The sequence below is a fragment of the Pseudomonas khavaziana genome (assembly GCF_036704165.1).
Classification (GTDB): domain Bacteria; phylum Pseudomonadota; class Gammaproteobacteria; order Pseudomonadales; family Pseudomonadaceae; genus Aquipseudomonas; species Aquipseudomonas khavaziana.
In genome coordinates this window covers 4,843,411-4,859,872 of record NZ_CP129946.1, presented here as the reverse complement: position 1 = coordinate 4,859,872, position 16,462 = coordinate 4,843,411, and the positions used below count along the sequence as shown (strand labels likewise).

Sequence of the window (16,462 nt, the reverse complement as noted above, 5' to 3'; positions counted from 1 at the left end):
GAGGATTACCATGGCACACGTAGCGCAAATCAAGATCCCCGCCACCTACATGCGTGGCGGCACCAGCAAGGGCGTGTTCTTCAGCCTCAAGGACCTGCCCGCAGCGGCGCAGGTCCCGGGGGCGGCGCGCGATGCCTTGCTGCTGCGAGTGATCGGCAGCCCCGACCCCTACGACAAACAGATTGACGGTATGGGTGGGGCTACCTCGAGCACCAGCAAAAGCGTGATCCTCGCCAAAAGTACCCGCGCCGACCACGACGTGGACTACCTGTTCGGCCAGGTTTCCATCGACAAGCCGTTTGTAGATTGGAGCGGCAATTGCGGCAACCTTTCGGCGGCGGTGGGCTCTTTCGCCATCAGCGCGGGCCTGGTCGATCCGGCCCGCGTGCCCCACAACGGTATAGCCGTTGTGCGGGTGTGGCAGGCCAATATCGGCAAGACCATCATCGCCCACGTGCCCATTACCGACGGCGCGGTGCAGGAAACCGGTGACTTCGAACTCGATGGCGTGACCTTCCCGGCCGCCGAGGTCCAGTTGGAATTCATGGACCCGGCGGCAGAAGAAGAGGGCGGCGGCGGCTCGATGTTCCCTACGGGCAATCTGGTCGACGACCTGGAAGTGCCCGGTGTCGGCACCTTCAAGGCCACATTGATCAACGCTGGCATTCCGACGATTTTCATCAATGCCCAAGACCTCGGCTACACCGGCACCGAGCTGCAAGGCGCGATCAACAGCGACCCCAAGGCCCTGGCGATGTTCGAGACCGTGCGCGCCTATGGCGCGCTACGCATGGGGCTGATCAAACATGTGGACGAAGCCGCCCAGCGCCAGCACACGCCCAAGGTAGCGTTCGTGGCCAAGCCAGCCGATTACGTGGCGTCCAGCGGCAAAGCGATCAAGGCCGGCGATGTGGATCTGCTGGTGCGCGCCCTGTCCATGGGCAAACTGCACCACGCCATGATGGGCACCGCGGCGGTGGCGATTGGCACGGCGGCGGCTATTTCCGGCACCTTGGTCAACCTGGCGGCCGGCGGTATTGAGCGAAATGCCGTGCGCTTCGGGCATCCGTCGGGGACGTTGCGCGTTGGCGCCGAGGCCACCCAGGTGAACGGCGAATGGGTGGTGAAAAAAGCCATCATGAGCCGCAGTGCGCGGGTGCTGATGGAAGGCTTCGTCCGCGTTCCGGGTGACGCTTTTTAGCTTTATGTGGGAGGGGCTTGCTCTCGATAGCAGGGTGTCAGTCGCCCCATTCATTAACTGACCCACCGTCATCGGGAGCAAGCCCCTCCCACAGGGATACAAGCAGGCAATCAGACCTGCGCAACGATTAACCCTGACCCTGAGGATGGAACAACCCAACTTTTAGGAGAACTGCCATGAGCGCCAACGTCGACCAGAACAACCGCCCCGACTACGACCAGGTTTTGCAGGACATCGCCGACTATGTCCTCAACTACCGCATCGACTCCCGGGACGCATTGGACACTGCCCGCAATTGCCTGATGGACACTCTCGGTTGTGGCCTGCTGGCCCTGCGCTTCCCCGAGTGCACCAAGCACCTGGGGCCGATAGTGGAGGGGACGATGGTGCCATTCGGTGCACGGGTGCCGGGCACGTCGTTTCGCCTCGACCCGGTCAAGGCCGCCTGGGATATTGGCTGCATCGTGCGCTGGCTCGATTACAACGACACCTGGCTCGCCGCTGAGTGGGGCCATCCTTCGGACAACCTTGGCGGCATCCTTGCCGTGGCCGATCACCTGTCGCAAAAGCGCGTGGCCAATGGTGACGCGCCGCTGACCGTGCGTGCGGTGCTGGAAGCGATGATCATGGCCCACGAAATCCAGGGTGTGATTGCCCTGGAGAATTCTTTCAACCGCGTCGGTCTCGACCATGTGCTGCTGGTGAAGGTCGCCTCCACAGCCGTCACCGCCAAGCTGATGGGCGCTGACCGTGACCAGCTGCTATCGGCACTGTCCCAGGCCTTTGTCGATGGGCAGGCGTTGCGCACCTATCGGCATGCGCCGAATGCCGGCTCGCGCAAATCCTGGGCTGCGGGGGACGCATCGAGCCGCGGCGTGCGTCTGGCGGATATCGCCCTGCGTGGCGAAATGGGTATCCCCGGTGTGCTGAGTGCGCCGCAGTGGGGCTTTTATGATGTGTTGTTCAGCCACACCAACAAGGACCTGGCGCTCAAGCCTGAGGACAAGCGCACCTTCAGCCTGTCCCAGCCCTACGGCACCTACGTGATGGAAAACGTGCTGTTCAAGATCAGCTTCCCTGCCGAGTTCCACGCGCAAACCGCCTGTGAAGCGGCGGTGACCCTGCACCCGCAGGTCAAGCCGCGCCTGCACGAGATCGAGCGCATCGTGATCACCACCCATGAGTCGGCGATTCGTATCATTTCCAAGGTCGGCCAACTGGCCAATGCCGCCGACCGTGACCATTGTCTGCAATACATGACCGCCGTGCCATTGGCGTTCGGCAACCTGGTGGCCGAGCATTACGAGGATGACTTCCACGCGGCCCACCCGATCATCGATGAGTTGCGCGGCAAGATGGTCATTGTCGAAGACCCTCGCTACAGCCGCGAGTACCTGGAAGCCGACAAACGCTCCATTGCCAATGCCGTACAAGTGTTCTTTACGGACGGTACCTGTACCGAGCAGGTGGCGGTGGAGTACCCGATTGGCCATCGTCGCCGTCGAGTGGACGGTATCCCATTGCTGGAGGACAAGTTCAAGGCCAACCTGGCGACGAGGTTCACCGCGCAGCGCAGCGCCGAGATTTTTGCGTTGTGCAAGGATCAGGCACGGCTGGAGGTGACGCCTGTGAACCGTTTCATGGACCTGTTCGTGATCTAGAAAGTAACTCGGTCAATGTGGGAGGGGCGGTGCGACGATTCGACTTGCTCCCGATAGCTGGGTGTCAGTCAACAGATTCATTGACTGGTCCACCGCTATCGGGAGCAAGCCCCCTCCCACATTTGCCCTCCACAGTGGCCGCTATTGTGGCAGGCTCAGGCTTGTTCAAACCGCAGTATCACCCTGCGATTGTGCTTGCTCTTTTTCTCGATCTTCTCGCAGAACACCCGGCCGATTTCCTCGGTGTTGAGCACATGGGTGCCGCCGCATGGTTGGATATCGATGCCGGGAATTTCAATCACCCGTACCGAACCCGAGACCACTGGTGGCGCCACGGCTTGCGTGCGGGTGATCTGCAACAGCGTCGCGTACTCGGTGGCGGGCATCGACAGGGTCTTCACCGCGTGGGCCTGCTCGATCAGGGCATTGAGGTCGCGGGTGAGGCTGTCTTTGTCCAGGGTCATTTCCGGCAGGTCGAAATCCAGGCGGCCTTTATCCGAGCTGATGCTGCAACCGGTCACCGGCGCGTCGATGAGCGAGCACAGCAGGTGCAGGCAGGTGTGCATCTTCATGTGCTGGTAGCGCCGCTCCCAATCCAGCCCTGCGTCAACCTGGACGCCGGCGGTCAATTGCTCGGGGCAATGCTCCACCTGGTGCCAGATGATCGAGCGCAACACCGGGTCGCGCACGGTACCCGTCACGTCGACCCGCGTGCCATCGGTCAGGGTCAAATGGCCAGTATCGCCCGGTTGCCCGCCGCCGGTGGGGTAGAACAGCGTGTGCTCCAGGGCGATGCCATGTTCGCTGACGGCAATCACCCGGGCGCTGAAAGCGTTCTGGTAGGGCGCGCTGTCGAACAGCGCCAGGGTTTCCATGGAATGCACGGACATGTTCAACCTCCGACGATCAGTGGGCTGGCTTGCAGTAGGTGGCGCACCATTGCGCTCAAGCCAGGAGGAGAGAGCAGGGTGATTTCAAATTCTGGTCCGCAGACTTTCAAGTTCAGCGGCAGGCGCGGCAGTTGGTCACCGGTGTCGAGGCGATGCAGGCGGAATTGCAGATGATGCCGCTCTTTTATCGTGGGCTCGAGCATCAACCCTTGCAGTGGATGAAAGTCAGCATCCAGCACGGTGACCTTGTGGCCGGCACTGACCTCGCCGACGACATGCAAACGCTCATCCAGGGCAAAGGCGCCGAGGTAGTTGCTGTGGTCCGATTCATCGTTTTTTTGCAGTTGGATCTGGTTGACCACCTTGACCTTGGTGCCTGCCGGCACGTCCTGGGTGATGACGCAGGAGGGGCTGATAAACACGTTATCGCCAATCGATACATAACCCAGCACCCGGGCACCGGCGCCCACCTCGACATTGTTGCCCAGGCGCGGGTGGCGCTTGCCGTCCGGGTTGTTGGCGATGCCGCGTGCGCCCAGAGTCACGCCGCAGAGGATGTAGCAATCGTTGCCAATCACGCAGGTCTCGCCGATAACGGTGCCGAAACCGTGGTCCAGCACAAAGCGCCGGCCAATGCGCGCCGCCGGGTGAATTTCGGCGCCGGAGAGGATCTTGCCCTGGTTGCTGAGCTTGAGGGCCATGCGCGAAAACATCGCGTGGCCAGGGTCGGGAAAATTCCACACCAGATGCGCAAGGCGATAGAACAGCACTGCCTTGAACGAGGCATAGGACTCCAGGATCAATTCCCCGCGCCCACGCGATGCGGGGTCACGATAGGCGTAGGCGATCAAGTCTTCGGCCACCGCCTGGGCCGCGTTCTGGATCAGCGGCGCAAGGTGCGGTTCCAGCTGCTTCATCTGTCCGGGCGTCAGGGTCGTGATGAGATGGGTCAGCAGCTCATCGTGCAGCTGTTGCATGTCGATAAAGCCCCCCATGGAGGCACCCCCGCATTCTGGATGGTTGGTAAACCCGTTACTCGAAACTGGGCAGGTAGCTGTCGGCATTGTCGTAGACCATGGTCAACACCACCGTTTCAGGCGGTAATTCGGGGGCGAGCTGGGCGATGGCAACCATGTTGGCGGCCGAGGACAACCCCAGGCTGATGGCGTCGGTGCGCATGATGCGTTTGATCATGTCCAGGCATGCCGCGTGCGACACCTTGAGCATGCCGTCGATCACATCCAGATTGAGAATGCTCGGGATCAGGCCAATCGACAGGCCCTGGATCGCGTGCGCGGCGTGCTGGTCTTTCAACAGGTCGCATTCTTCCGGCTCCACCCCCATGATGCGCAGCGCCGGCCAGGCTGTCTTGAGGGTTTCGCCGATACCGGTGATATGGCCACCGGTGCCGATACCACTGACGAAATAATCGACGCGCCGCTCACCGAAGGCACGGAGGATTTCCGGTGCGGTGGTGTCGCGGTGGGTCTGAGGGTTGGCGCCGTTGCGCTGCTGGTTGAGCATCACGTAGTTGGGATTCTCCAACTGCAGTTCCAGGCACTTTTCGCCATGGGAGTTATTGCCAAGGCGGCTGTCCGACAGCACCACCTTGGCACCATACAGGCGCAGCAGTTTCTGCTTTTCGGGGCTGTAGTTATCCGGGATCACCAGCACCACTTTGTAGCCGAGCACGTTGCCGGCCATCACCAGGCCGATGCCGGTGTTGCCACCACTGGGCTCGATGATGGTTTGTCCGGAATCACGGATCAGCACGCCCCGGCGCTCAGCATCGAGGATCATGCCCAAGGCGATGCGCGCCTTGTGGCTGCCGCCCGGGTTCAGGGACTCCAGCTTGGCGTAGACCTCGATGCCGAGATCTTCGGAAAATTGGGCCAGACGCACGATTGGCGTCTGGCCGATGACGTCGAGAATCGAGTTATGCAACATCAGCACGCCCCCACGATCAATACAAAGGCATGTCGGGTTCGACGTCGCGAACCCAGTGCTTCATGCCGCCCTGCAGGACTTTGGTATTGGCAAAGCCGGCCGCCAGCAAGGTGCTGGCGGCTTGCTCGGCACGGGTGCCCGCGTAGCAGATCAGGTAGTGGGTGTTGTCGCGGCTCAGGTTGGCCAATTGCCCATCCAGTTCGGCCAGGGGGATATGCACCACACCCGGCAGTTTGCACACCTCCAGCTCGCTGGCGTCACGTACATCCAGCAACACATCGGCGCTGCTGGGGTGTTCGAGCACGTGCTTGAGGCCCTGGGGCTTGATGTAGCGCTCTGCCGCCAGGGACGGCAGGCTTGGTACGGCATCCGCGCAGGTAGCAGGTGCGACGCTTTCGCTGTGACGCAACTCCGAGCAGCAAGGGCAGTCGGCGCGGCGCTTGAAGCGGATCTCGGTGAATTTCATCGCCAGTGCGTCAAAGCGCATCAGGCGCCCGGACAAGGGCTCGCCGATGCCGATCAGCAACTTGATCGCCTCGGTAGCCTGGATCATGCCCACCACGCCTGGCAGCACGCCGATCACGCCGCCGGCGCTGCAATTGGGCGCCAGTTCGGCAGGGGGAGCCTTGGGAAACAGGCAGCGATAGCACGGGCCGCCTTTATAGTTCAGCACGCTGATCTGCCCATCGAAGCGGTAGATGGCACCGTACACCAAGGGCTTGCCCAGCTGTACGCAGGCGTCGTTAACCAGGTAGCGGGTGTCAAAATTATCGGTGCCGTCGATCACCAGGTCATAGGCGCCCACCAGCTCCAGGGCATTGTCGGCGTTGAGCGCCGTGTCGTGGGCGTTGATCTGGATATGGCGGTTGAGGTCTTGCAGGCGCTGCTTGGCGGACTCGACCTTGGGCATCCCCAGGGTGCTGTTGCCGTGCACAATCTGGCGTTGCAGGTTGCTGCTTTCCACCACATCAAAGTCCACCAGGCCGAGGGTGCCGATACCGGCCGCCGCCAGGTACAGGCTGATCGGCGAGCCCAGGCCGCCGGTGCCGATGATCAGCACCTTGGCTTTCTTCAGGTTCAACTGGCCCTCGCGACCGACGCCGGGCAGGGTGATGTGGCGCACGTAGCGCTGCACTTCTTCATTGCTCAGGGTATCGACGTCCATGCCACCGGAGGTGGCAAGCAACACTTCGATGCGGGCTTTTTCCGGCAAGCGTTCGTCGGCCTCGATCAGTTCTTCCTCGGCGGTGAACAGGAAGTGTTCCTTGAGCTGGTTGTTCTTTTCATGAAACAGGTGCTGGCGCAACTGTGGGTAACTGCTGCAGAGGTTTTCAATGACTTCGCGCAATGTCGATCCAGTGCCCTCAAGGGTTGATTCCGGCAGCTTGGCCACGCGGACCAGGATGTCGGGGAAAGAGACAGCGTTCATGGACAACTCCGTGTGCAGGTCGTTGAAAGGTTGAAGGGCGAAATGCCTGCCATCCCAGGCAAACAGCTTCGAGCCCAGGGCCTGGCCCTGGCGAACATCCACCACCAAGTAGCTGACGGGGTAGATCGGCTCACCCAGGAACAGCGCCTTGTCCTGGTCTTCATCACTGAAATAAGCGCCGACATCCGGGTGCGAGTGGTAGATCACTGCTACCGGGTTGTCGCTGCGAAACGCCTTGTTCATCAACAAGGTGTCGGCCACCGAAAAGGTGTAGCCGTTGGCCGCGCTGCGCGGGTACATCTCGGGGTTCTTGCGGTGCAGCTCGTTCTGGATATTGCTGCCCAGGTACACGCTGCCGTCGGCGAAGACAAAACCGCAACATTCCTCGGGGTAGCTGCAGCTGGCGTGAGCGTAGATTTGTTCCAGGGCGGTGGGGCGGAGGACTTCCATGTTTCTCTCGCGTTGGTCAGGGGTCAATTTTTCTTGGCCAGGAGTTTTTCGATGGGCAACTTGGTGATCGCAAAGCCGGCCAGCAGGATCGCCGAGTACAGCATCAGGTCGCGGGAAATTTCCACGCCTTCGTACCAGGCACCGATGATGACTGCGAACACCGGGAAGATGATGAAGACGAACGACAGGATGATCGGGCTCAGGCGCTTGAGCAGCATGAAATACACGATGAACCCGCCTACCGATGCCACCAGCCCCAGGTAGAACAGCGCACTCCAGGAACGCAGGGTGATGGCGTTGAAGACCGGGGTTTCAAACCACAGGCCGGCCACGAACAGCATCAGCCCGGCAATGCCGATGGGCAGGGTGTTGTAGGTAATCACGCTGATGGCGCTGCCTTTTTGCTTGGTGATGACATAGCACAAGGCATGCATGATCGCCGCGCTCAGGATGGCCAGTACACCGAAGAACTCGGCGTGGTCCAGGTGCAGGCCCTGGCTCCTGATGATCATGTAGAGGCTGGCGAATCCGATGCCGATGCCGACCACCTGGGAGAAGTAGATGCGCTCACGCAGGAACAGCGCGGAAAAGATCAGGATGAACACCGGCATGCAGCTGAACAGCAGGGCGGTGAGCCCGGACGACACATGCATCTCGCCGTAGTTGAGCAGGTAATAAGGAATGCTGAAGTAGGACAGGGTCACGAATACGAAAAACCAGCGACTTTCCCGGGGGAACAGGATCGGTTCGCGCCGCACCATGGCAAAACACAGGAATAACGGGAAGGCAATCAGGAAGCGCAGGCCGGCAGACGTCAGCGGCGGCACGCTCTCCACGGCAATTTTGATGCCCAGCCAGGTGGTGCCCCAGCTCAGGCATACGATGAGGAACATCACGCTGGTCACCAGCCCGGCCAACCACTGTTTTTGCGTTTTAGTTTTTGCAGTGTTTTCGAGAACGGCGGACATTGGCATCGTTTATTGCTTCCCTGAGCCGGAATTGAACTCTATATTGGACTTGTAATGAGGTAGTTTTATCGGTGATTGAACCCGTAAAAGCACACTATTAGGGCGAAAGATGGCTGTCAAAACAAATATTGACATGGTGTCAATTATGCGTGAGGGCTTGTCCAGCGGGCAGGGCGTGAAGTACAAGCGCCTGTCCGATGTCATGGAGCGGGGCATCCTCGAAGGCTTGATTGAACCGGGACGAAAACTGCCTCCCCATCGGGTGCTTTCCGACAACCTGGGGGTGACCATCGGCACCATCAGCCGCGCCTATGGTGAGTTGGAGCGCCTGGGGTTGGTGGTCGCGCGGGTAGGTGATGGAACCTTCGTGCGCAAACGGGGGATGGAGCGCCAGCGCGATGAGGGCTTTCGCAATTTCAGCGAGGAGCCGCGCCAATACTTCGACATGAGCCGCAACATGCATATTCCTGGGCAGGAGACGGTATTTCTCGCCCAGAGCTTCCAAACCCTGTCGACCAACGCCAAGTTCCTCCAGGACATCAGTGCCTACACCCCCGACGCCGGCCTGCCGCGTTACCGTGAAGCCGGTGCACAATGGCTGGTGCAGCGCGATTTCCATCCAATCCCCGAGCAGGTCATCTGCGTCAACGGCGGCCAGCATGGCTTGCTGTGCTCGATGATGGCTTTGCTGCGCGCCGGCGATACGGTGGTCACCGAGCAACTGACGTATCCCGGGCTGATTACCGCTGCGCGCATGCTCGGCATACGGCTGATTGGCCTGGAAATGGATGAGGAGGGCGTGCTGCCCACGGCGCTGGATGAGGTCTGTCGTAATCACCGCATTTCGGCGTTGTACTGCACGCCGACTATTCAGAATCCGACGACGGCGGTGCTATCGGTTGCGCGTCGCGAAGCCCTGGCAAAGGTGTGTCGCGAGCACAACCTGCTGATTCTTGAAGACGAAGCTCACGGTGTGCTGGTGGAAGATCGTCCGCCGCCCCTCAGCTATTTTGCGCCTGAGCGTACGATTTTGATCAGCAGCCTGAGCAAGGCGGTGTCGGCAGGTTTGCGGGTTGGCTACGTGCACGCGCCACCGGCACTGGTCAGCCGCATCTCGGCGGCACTGCGCTCGACCTGCTGGATGGCCACGCCCGTGACCCTGGAGCTGGCCACCCAGTGGATTGAAAACGGCACGGCGGAATATCTGCTGCGCCAACAAATCAACGAAATCAGCCGTCGCAAGACCTTGGTCGAGGATTTATTGACCGGGTTGACGTATCGCACCCACCTCAACAGCCCGCATTTCTGGATAGAAGTACCGGAGCCATGGCGTGCGTCGGAAATCGAGGCAGAACTCAAGCAGAACAATTACCTGATCGCCACCGCCGAGGCGTTTGCCGTGGGCCAGACGGCGGTGCCGCAGTTTATTCGAGCGAGTATCTGCAACACATCTGGCGATGATCAGTTACTGCGCGAGGGGTTTGATGCGCTGGCGACGGCGCTGGGGCAGGGGGGCGGGCGGTTTCATCTGTAAATCCGCGTTACCGTTCATCGCAGGCAAGCCAGCTCCCACATTGGACCGAGATCCTTCTTTGGAATACGGTCAAAATGTGGGAGCGGGCTTGCTCGCGAAAGCGCCAGTTCAGGCAATACAACTACTTGAATCTGCGCTCCACACCCTTCTCCACCAAAATCTTCGCCGAAATCTCTTCCACCGAAAAATGCGTGGAATTGATGTGCGCAATATTCTCGCGACGGAACAGATTTTCTACTTCGCGCACTTCAAACTCACACTGGGCATAGCTGGAATAACGGCTGTTGGGCTTGCGCTCGTTGCGGATGGCGGTCAGCCGGTCCGGGTCAATCGTGAGGCCGAACAACTTGTGCGAATGCGCACGCAGGGCGGCGGGCAACGTCAGGTGCTCCATGTCATCTTCGGTCAACGGGTAGTTGGCCGCACGGATGCCGAATTGCATGGCCATGTACAGGCAGGTCGGGGTCTTGCCGCAGCGCGATACGCCCACCAGGATCAGGTCGGCCTTGTCGTAGTAGTGGGTGCGGGCGCCATCGTCGTTGTCGAGGGCGAAGTTCACCGCCTCGATACGCTCCATATAGTTGGAGTTATGCCCGATGGAGTGGGACTTTCCGACGGAGTACGATGAATGCTCACTCAACTCCTGTTCCAGCGGCGCCAGAAAGGTCGAGAAAATGTCGATCATGAAACCATTCGACGTTGCGAGAATCTCACGAATGTCTTGATTGACGATGGTGTCGAAAATGATCGGACGAAATCCGTCTTTTTCAGCCGCCAGATTGATTTGTTGTACCATGGCCCGCGCTTTATCCACGCTGTCTATATAAGGCCGTGTGAATTTGGCGAAGGTAATGTTTTCGAACTGCGCGAGAAGGCTCTGGCCCAATGTTTCGGCTGTGATGCCGGTGCCGTCGGAGATAAAGAAAGCAGATCGTTTCATTTGAGCCCTGGGCCTTAAGCTGATGGCGAATCTTGGATATGATAGGCGCGATTTTGCCGTCCCGCAGTGGGCCGCATTCTCACTTATTTTCCAGGTCCAGGCCACAAGCGCTGGCGTTAGCTCCTACTGAGCAGTCGGCGTCCTGAGCTTTTCCAACACAGAAAGTGGAGAGATCACCTTGGTAGAGTACGTAGTTTCCCTCGATAAGCTCGGCGTCCATGATGTAGAGCACGTAGGGGGCAAGAACGCATCCCTCGGCGAGATGATCAGTAATCTTGCAGGCGCTGGTGTCTCGGTGCCCGGTGGTTTCGCCACCACGGCCCAGGCTTACCGCGACTTCCTCGAGCTGAGCGGCCTCAACGCCCAGATCCACGCCGCGCTGGACGCCCTGGACGTCGACGACGTCAACGCCCTGGCCAAGACCGGCGCCCAGATCCGCCAATGGATTATGGAAGCCGAGTTCCCCGAGAAGCTCAACGAAGAAATCCGTACCGCCTTCGCCACCCTGTCCGCCGGTAACCCGGACATGGCCGTGGCCGTGCGCTCCTCGGCGACCGCCGAAGACTTGCCGGACGCCTCCTTCGCCGGCCAGCAAGAGACCTTCCTGAACATCCGCGGCGTGGAAAACGTGATCCGCGCTGCCAAGGAAGTCTTCGCCTCTCTGTTCAACGACCGTGCAATTTCCTACCGCGTCCACCAGGGTTTCGACCACAAGCTGGTGGCCCTGTCTGCCGGCGTGCAGCGCATGGTGCGTTCGGAAACCGGCACGGCCGGCGTGATGTTCACCCTGGACACCGAATCGGGCTTCCGTGACGTGGTATTTATCACGGGTGCCTACGGCCTGGGCGAAACCGTCGTACAAGGCGCGGTCAACCCCGACGAATTCTACGTGCACAAGCACACCCTTGAGGCCGGCCGCCCGGCCATCCTGCGCCGCAACCTGGGCAGCAAGGCGATCAAGATGATCTACGGCGACGAGGCCAAGGCCGGTCGCTCGGTGAAAACCGTTGACGTCGACAAGGCCGAGCGCGCGCGTTTCTGCCTGACCGACGCTGAAGTCAGCGAGCTGGCCAAACAAGCGATGATCATCGAGAAGCACTACAAGTGCCCGATGGACATCGAGTGGGCCAAGGACGGTGACGACGGCAAGCTGTATATCGTGCAAGCCCGTCCCGAGACCGTGAAGAGCCGCACTTCGGCCAATGTCATGGAACGCTACCTGTTGAAGGAGACCGGCACCGTACTGGTGGAAGGTCGTGCCATCGGCCAGCGCATCGGCGCCGGCAAGGTGCGGATCATCAAGGACGTGTCCGAGATGGACAAGGTCCAGCCTGGCGACGTGCTGGTCTCCGACATGACCGACCCGGACTGGGAACCGGTGATGAAACGTGCCAGCGCCATTGTCACCAACCGCGGCGGGCGTACCTGCCACGCGGCGATCATCGCCCGTGAGCTGGGGATTCCTGCGGTAGTCGGTTGCGGCAACGCCACCCAACTGCTCAAGGACGGCCAGGGTGTGACCGTGTCCTGCGCCGAAGGCGACACTGGTTTCATCTTCGAAGGTGAGCTGGGCTTCGATATCAAGCAGAACTCCATCGACGCCATGCCTGACCTGCCGTTCAAGATCATGATGAATGTCGGCAATCCGGATCGCGCCTTCGACTTTGCGCAGTTGCCGAACGCCGGCGTGGGCCTGGCCCGCCTGGAGTTCATCATCAACCGCATGATCGGCGTGCACCCCAAGGCCCTGTTGAACTACGACGGCCTGCCGCTGGACATCAAGGAAAGCGTCGACAAGCGCATTGCCGGCTACAACGACCCGGTAGGCTTCTACGTCGAGAAGCTGGTGGAAGGCATCAGTACCCTGGCGGCGGCGTTCTACCCGAAAAAGGTCATCGTGCGCCTGTCGGACTTCAAGTCCAACGAATACGCCAACCTGATCGGCGGCAAGCTCTACGAGCCGGAGGAAGAAAACCCGATGCTGGGCTTCCGCGGTGCTTCACGCTATATCAGCGAAGCGTTCCGTGACTGCTTCGAGCTCGAGTGCCGTGCACTCAAGCGCGTGCGCAACGAGATGGGCCTGACGAACGTCGAGATCATGGTGCCATTTGTGCGCACCCTGGGCGAAGCGAGCCAGGTGGTCGACCTGCTCGCCGAAAACGGCCTGACCCGTGGCGAGAACGGCCTGCGCGTGATCATGATGTGCGAGTTGCCGTCCAACGCCATCCTCGCCGAAGAGTTCCTGGAGTTCTTCGACGGGTTCTCCATCGGCTCCAACGACCTGACCCAGCTGACCCTGGGCCTGGACCGCGACTCGGGGATCATCGCTCACCTGTTCGACGAGCGTAACCCTGCGGTCAAGAAGCTGCTGGCCAACGCCATCCAGGCCTGTAACAAGGCCGGCAAATACATCGGGATCTGCGGCCAAGGCCCTTCGGACCACCCTGACCTGGCCAAATGGCTGATGGAGCAGGGCATCGAGAGCGTTTCGCTGAACCCCGATTCCGTGCTGGAAACCTGGTTCTTCCTGGCGGAAGGCCAAGCGTCCGCCTGAGGTCGCGATGTCAAAAGTGCCGGTCACTCATAGAGGGTGACCGGCATTCTTATCTGTACAGGGCGGAACTCCTTGCGGACGCCGCCCTTTTTTGTGCAAGAGCATTATGCAAAGCAGCAGCAAACTATTTCCTGTCGCCTTGATCAGCGCTGAACGGCGTGGCGACCTGAGTGAAGATGTGTACCGGCTCAAGCCCGGCAACAGTCCCGACGGCACCGTCGAACTGGCGGTGACCCGTTTGGGCCTGGCCAATGTCCCCGAAAACCGGGGCACGCCTATTATTCTGTTGCACGGCAGTTTTTCCAATCGACGCTTCTGGTACTCCCCCAAAGGCATCGGCCTGGGCGCTTACCTGGCGCGCCGGGGCTTTGATGTATGGATCCCGGAAATGCGCGGGCATGGCCTGTCCAAGCGTAACCAGGACTACGCCAGAAACCGGGTTGCTGATTACGCGCGCTACGATTTGCCGGCCATCGGTGCGTTTGTGCGTGAGCAAAACGGACAAATCCCCCATTGGATCGGGCATTCCCTGGGTGCCACGACCTTGGCTGCGGCCCTGGGTGGCCAGCACCTGGGGGCGCCAATGGTAGCTTCGGTGGCCTTGTTCGGCTGCCAGGTCAGTCGCACCCATTGGCCGTTGAAAATTCCACCGGTGGAGTGGGGCGGTCGATTTATCCTCAAGCGCCTTGCCCTGGTGTCCGGCCCGCGATTCAAGCGCGGTCCGGAGGACGAGCCGGCCGGTGTGATGATCGAAGCGATGCGCTGGAACGGCCTGTTTGGCCGTTTTGGCGATGCCGAGCGTGATTGGTGGAAGGGCCTGGCAGAGGTCGACGTGCCACTGCTGGCGGTCAGCGCGGCCGGTGACCGCCAAGATCCAGACTGGGCGTGCCGTGAACTCTTCGAGCAAGTCGGCAGCGAGCATCGTCAGTACCTGTGCCTGGGGCGCAAGCAAGGTTTCAGTGAAGATTTCGGGCATGTGCAGATGCTGGTCAGCAACGCCGCGCAGGCCGAAGTATGGCCATTGGTAGAACGTTGGTTGCGAGATCCGCTGACACCTGTATTCGGTACGCAGCCTGACATGGCCGCGGCGGTTTGACGAAACGCTCTACCAAGGGCGTTTCACTCTTGAGTGGTTGCGGCTAAGATATGACGCGCCAGGCGCTTCTGGTCATATTCAGTCGCGCAACGTGTATTGCGTTGCGCCTAGGTGGATCTGATCATGGCCGCCGCTGTCCGACACGCAGTTAAAGAATGCCTGTCGCGGCGCGTTTTCCTGATGTACAGCGTGGATGTTTGACCTCTTCTTTGACGACAGGAGTTTCTCGATGAACCATTACGTGACCCCCGACCTGTGTGACGCCTACCCGGAGCTGGTGCAGGTAGTGGAGCCGATGTTCAGCAACTTCGGTGGCCGAGACTCCTTTGGTGGCGAGATTGTCACCATCAAATGCTTCGAAGATAACTCCCTGGTCAAGGAACAGGCGGACCAGCCAGGCGCCGGCAAAGTCATGGTGGTCGATGGCGGCGGTTCCCTGCGCCGTGCACTGCTGGGCGACCTGATCGCCGAGAAAGCTGCGAAAAATGGTTGGGAAGGGCTGGTGATCTACGGTTGCATCCGTGATGTCGACGTTATCGCCCAGACCGACCTGGGCGTGCAGGCGCTGGCATCGCACCCGATGAAAACCGACAAGCGCGGTCTGGGCGACCTGAACGTGGTGGTGACGTTCGCAGGCGTGACGTTCCGCCCGGGCGAGTACGTCTATGCCGATAACAACGGCGTGATCGTATCGCCCAGCCCGCTGAAAATGCCTGAATAAACCGCAGTAGCCGATAGGGGTGAGGATGTTCGAGGAAGAGAACGCGCAATGGGGGCTGGTGCATGCCCTGGTGCTGGACGGTAAAGGCGGTGCGCGTTCGATTGCCCGGACTGAGCTCGACGATTTGCAAGTGCAGCCCCATGAAAGCCTGTGGCTGCATTGGGATCGCAGCCATCCCCAGACCCAGACCTGGCTGCGCAAATCCAGCGGCCTGAGCGAGTTTGCCTGTGACCTGCTGCTGGAAGAGAACACTCGCCCACGGCTGTTGCCGCTGCCGGACGCCGAATTGCTGTTGTTTCTGCGCGGGATCAACCTCAACCCAGGCGCCGAGCCCGAGGACATGGTGTCGGTACGTATCTTTGCCGCCGCCAACCGGGTGATTTCCCTGCGTTTGCGCCCGCTGCGTGCGACCGATGAGCTGCTGGTGCAATTGGCGGACGGTAAAGGCCCCAAGACTGCCTCTGAACTCATCCTTTATATGGCCCAGTACCTGACCAATAAAGTGCAGGATCTGGTCACGTCCTTGTCTGAAATCGTCGATGCAGAGGAAGAAAAACTCGATGCCGACGAACGGTATACGCCGGAGCACGGCAGTGTCTTGCAGATCCGTCGGCGAGCGGCAGGGCTCAAGCGTTTCCTGGCGCCGCAGCGGGATATTTTTGCCCAGCTGACGCGGATCAAACCGGCGTGGTTTTGTGACGACGATGCCGACTATTGGAATGAACTGCACAACAGCCTGACCCGTTACCTGGAAGAGCTTGAATTGGCGCGAGAGCGCGTGGGGCTTGTGCTTGAGGCCGAAGACCGGCGCTTGAGCGTGCGCATGAACCGCACTATGTACCGCTTCGGGATCATCACCGGGATCTTCTTGCCGATGAGTTTTCTCACCGGTTTGCTCGGTATAAATGTGGGGGGCATTCCGTTCTCTGACAGCCCTTATGGATTCATGATTGCCTGCCTGTTGATGGTCTCGGTGGCACTGGGGCAGTGGTGGTTATTTCGACGATTGCGCTGGGTTTAACCTGAATATGAGCTGAACGTAAGAAGGGGCCGATGTGACCCCATGAAATT

General features: G+C 60.3%; 13 protein-coding genes. 7 read left to right on the top strand and 6 right to left on the bottom strand.

Annotated elements, in window-relative coordinates:
* The first annotated feature begins 10 nt into the window (after positions 1–10).
* Together prpF and prpD are read left to right on the top strand one after the other, a co-directional pair.
* Positions 11–1,201, top strand: a complete 1,191-nt coding sequence (prpF, locus tag QYQ93_RS21595; RefSeq protein WP_043047089.1) for a 2-methylaconitate cis-trans isomerase PrpF — start codon at positions 11–13, stop codon at positions 1,199–1,201.
* 176 nt (positions 1,202–1,377) lie between these two features.
* Positions 1,378–2,862 carry a 2-methylcitrate dehydratase gene (gene prpD / locus QYQ93_RS21590; RefSeq protein ID WP_338475441.1) on the top strand — a complete coding sequence of 495 codons (1,485 nt, stop codon included), beginning with the start codon at positions 1,378–1,380 and terminating at the stop codon, positions 2,860–2,862.
* A gap of 155 nt (positions 2,863–3,017) precedes the next feature.
* Here the strand turns inward: prpD and QYQ93_RS21585 are convergent, their stop codons facing one another.
* Genes QYQ93_RS21585 through QYQ93_RS21565 form a run of 5 tightly spaced genes read right to left on the bottom strand, consistent with a single transcriptional unit; the run spans position 3,018 to position 8,495 of the window.
* Positions 3,018–3,752 carry an alanyl-tRNA editing protein gene (locus QYQ93_RS21585; RefSeq protein WP_338475440.1) on the bottom strand — a complete coding sequence of 245 codons (735 nt, stop codon included), beginning with the start codon at positions 3,750–3,752 and terminating at the stop codon, positions 3,018–3,020.
* A gap of 2 nt (positions 3,753–3,754) precedes the next feature.
* A complete protein-coding gene (locus tag QYQ93_RS21580; protein WP_043047086.1) occupies positions 3,755–4,747 on the bottom strand; it encodes a serine O-acetyltransferase in 993 nt (330 codons plus the stop codon).
* A gap of 37 nt (positions 4,748–4,784) precedes the next feature.
* Complete coding sequence (locus QYQ93_RS21575) at positions 4,785–5,699, bottom strand: PLP-dependent cysteine synthase family protein (RefSeq protein WP_043047188.1); 915 nt, start codon at positions 5,697–5,699, stop codon at positions 4,785–4,787.
* A 16-nt stretch (positions 5,700–5,715) separates the two neighbouring features.
* Positions 5,716–7,578: a molybdopterin-synthase adenylyltransferase MoeB gene (gene moeB / locus QYQ93_RS21570; protein ID WP_338475439.1), complete on the bottom strand. Its 1,863-nt coding sequence runs from the start codon at positions 7,576–7,578 to the stop codon at positions 5,716–5,718.
* Between the two features lie 23 nt (positions 7,579–7,601).
* On the bottom strand, positions 7,602–8,495 hold the full coding sequence (locus QYQ93_RS21565) for a DMT family transporter (protein WP_161796497.1): 894 nt from the start codon (positions 8,493–8,495) through the stop codon (positions 7,602–7,604).
* A 160-nt stretch (positions 8,496–8,655) separates the two neighbouring features.
* Between QYQ93_RS21565 and QYQ93_RS21560 the strand changes: the two genes are divergently transcribed.
* A complete protein-coding gene (locus QYQ93_RS21560; RefSeq protein ID WP_043047083.1) occupies positions 8,656–10,080 on the top strand; it encodes a PLP-dependent aminotransferase family protein in 1,425 nt (474 codons plus the stop codon).
* A gap of 121 nt (positions 10,081–10,201) precedes the next feature.
* Here QYQ93_RS21560 and ppsR read toward each other — a convergent pair whose 3' ends face one another.
* Positions 10,202–11,020, bottom strand: coding sequence for a posphoenolpyruvate synthetase regulatory kinase/phosphorylase PpsR (ppsR, locus tag QYQ93_RS21555; RefSeq protein WP_003193298.1), 819 nt, complete (start codon positions 11,018–11,020; stop codon positions 10,202–10,204).
* A gap of 178 nt (positions 11,021–11,198) precedes the next feature.
* Between ppsR and ppsA the strand changes: the two genes are divergently transcribed.
* The 4 genes from ppsA to QYQ93_RS21535 all read left to right on the top strand — a co-directional run bounded on the left by ppsA (position 11,199) and on the right by QYQ93_RS21535 (position 16,412).
* The gene (gene ppsA / locus QYQ93_RS21550) at positions 11,199–13,574 is read left to right on the top strand and encodes a phosphoenolpyruvate synthase (protein WP_043047082.1); all 2,376 of its coding nucleotides are present in this window, start codon (positions 11,199–11,201) and stop codon (positions 13,572–13,574) included.
* Positions 13,575–13,680: 106 nt separating this feature from the next.
* Positions 13,681–14,670: an alpha/beta fold hydrolase gene (locus QYQ93_RS21545; protein WP_338475438.1), complete on the top strand. Its 990-nt coding sequence runs from the start codon at positions 13,681–13,683 to the stop codon at positions 14,668–14,670.
* A 229-nt stretch (positions 14,671–14,899) separates the two neighbouring features.
* Positions 14,900–15,391: a ribonuclease E activity regulator RraA gene (gene rraA / locus QYQ93_RS21540; protein ID WP_043047080.1), complete on the top strand. Its 492-nt coding sequence runs from the start codon at positions 14,900–14,902 to the stop codon at positions 15,389–15,391.
* A 25-nt stretch (positions 15,392–15,416) separates the two neighbouring features.
* Entirely contained in the window at positions 15,417–16,412 is a 996-nt protein-coding gene (locus tag QYQ93_RS21535; protein ID WP_338475437.1) for a zinc transporter ZntB, read from the top strand.
* Positions 16,413–16,462 lie beyond the last annotated feature (50 nt).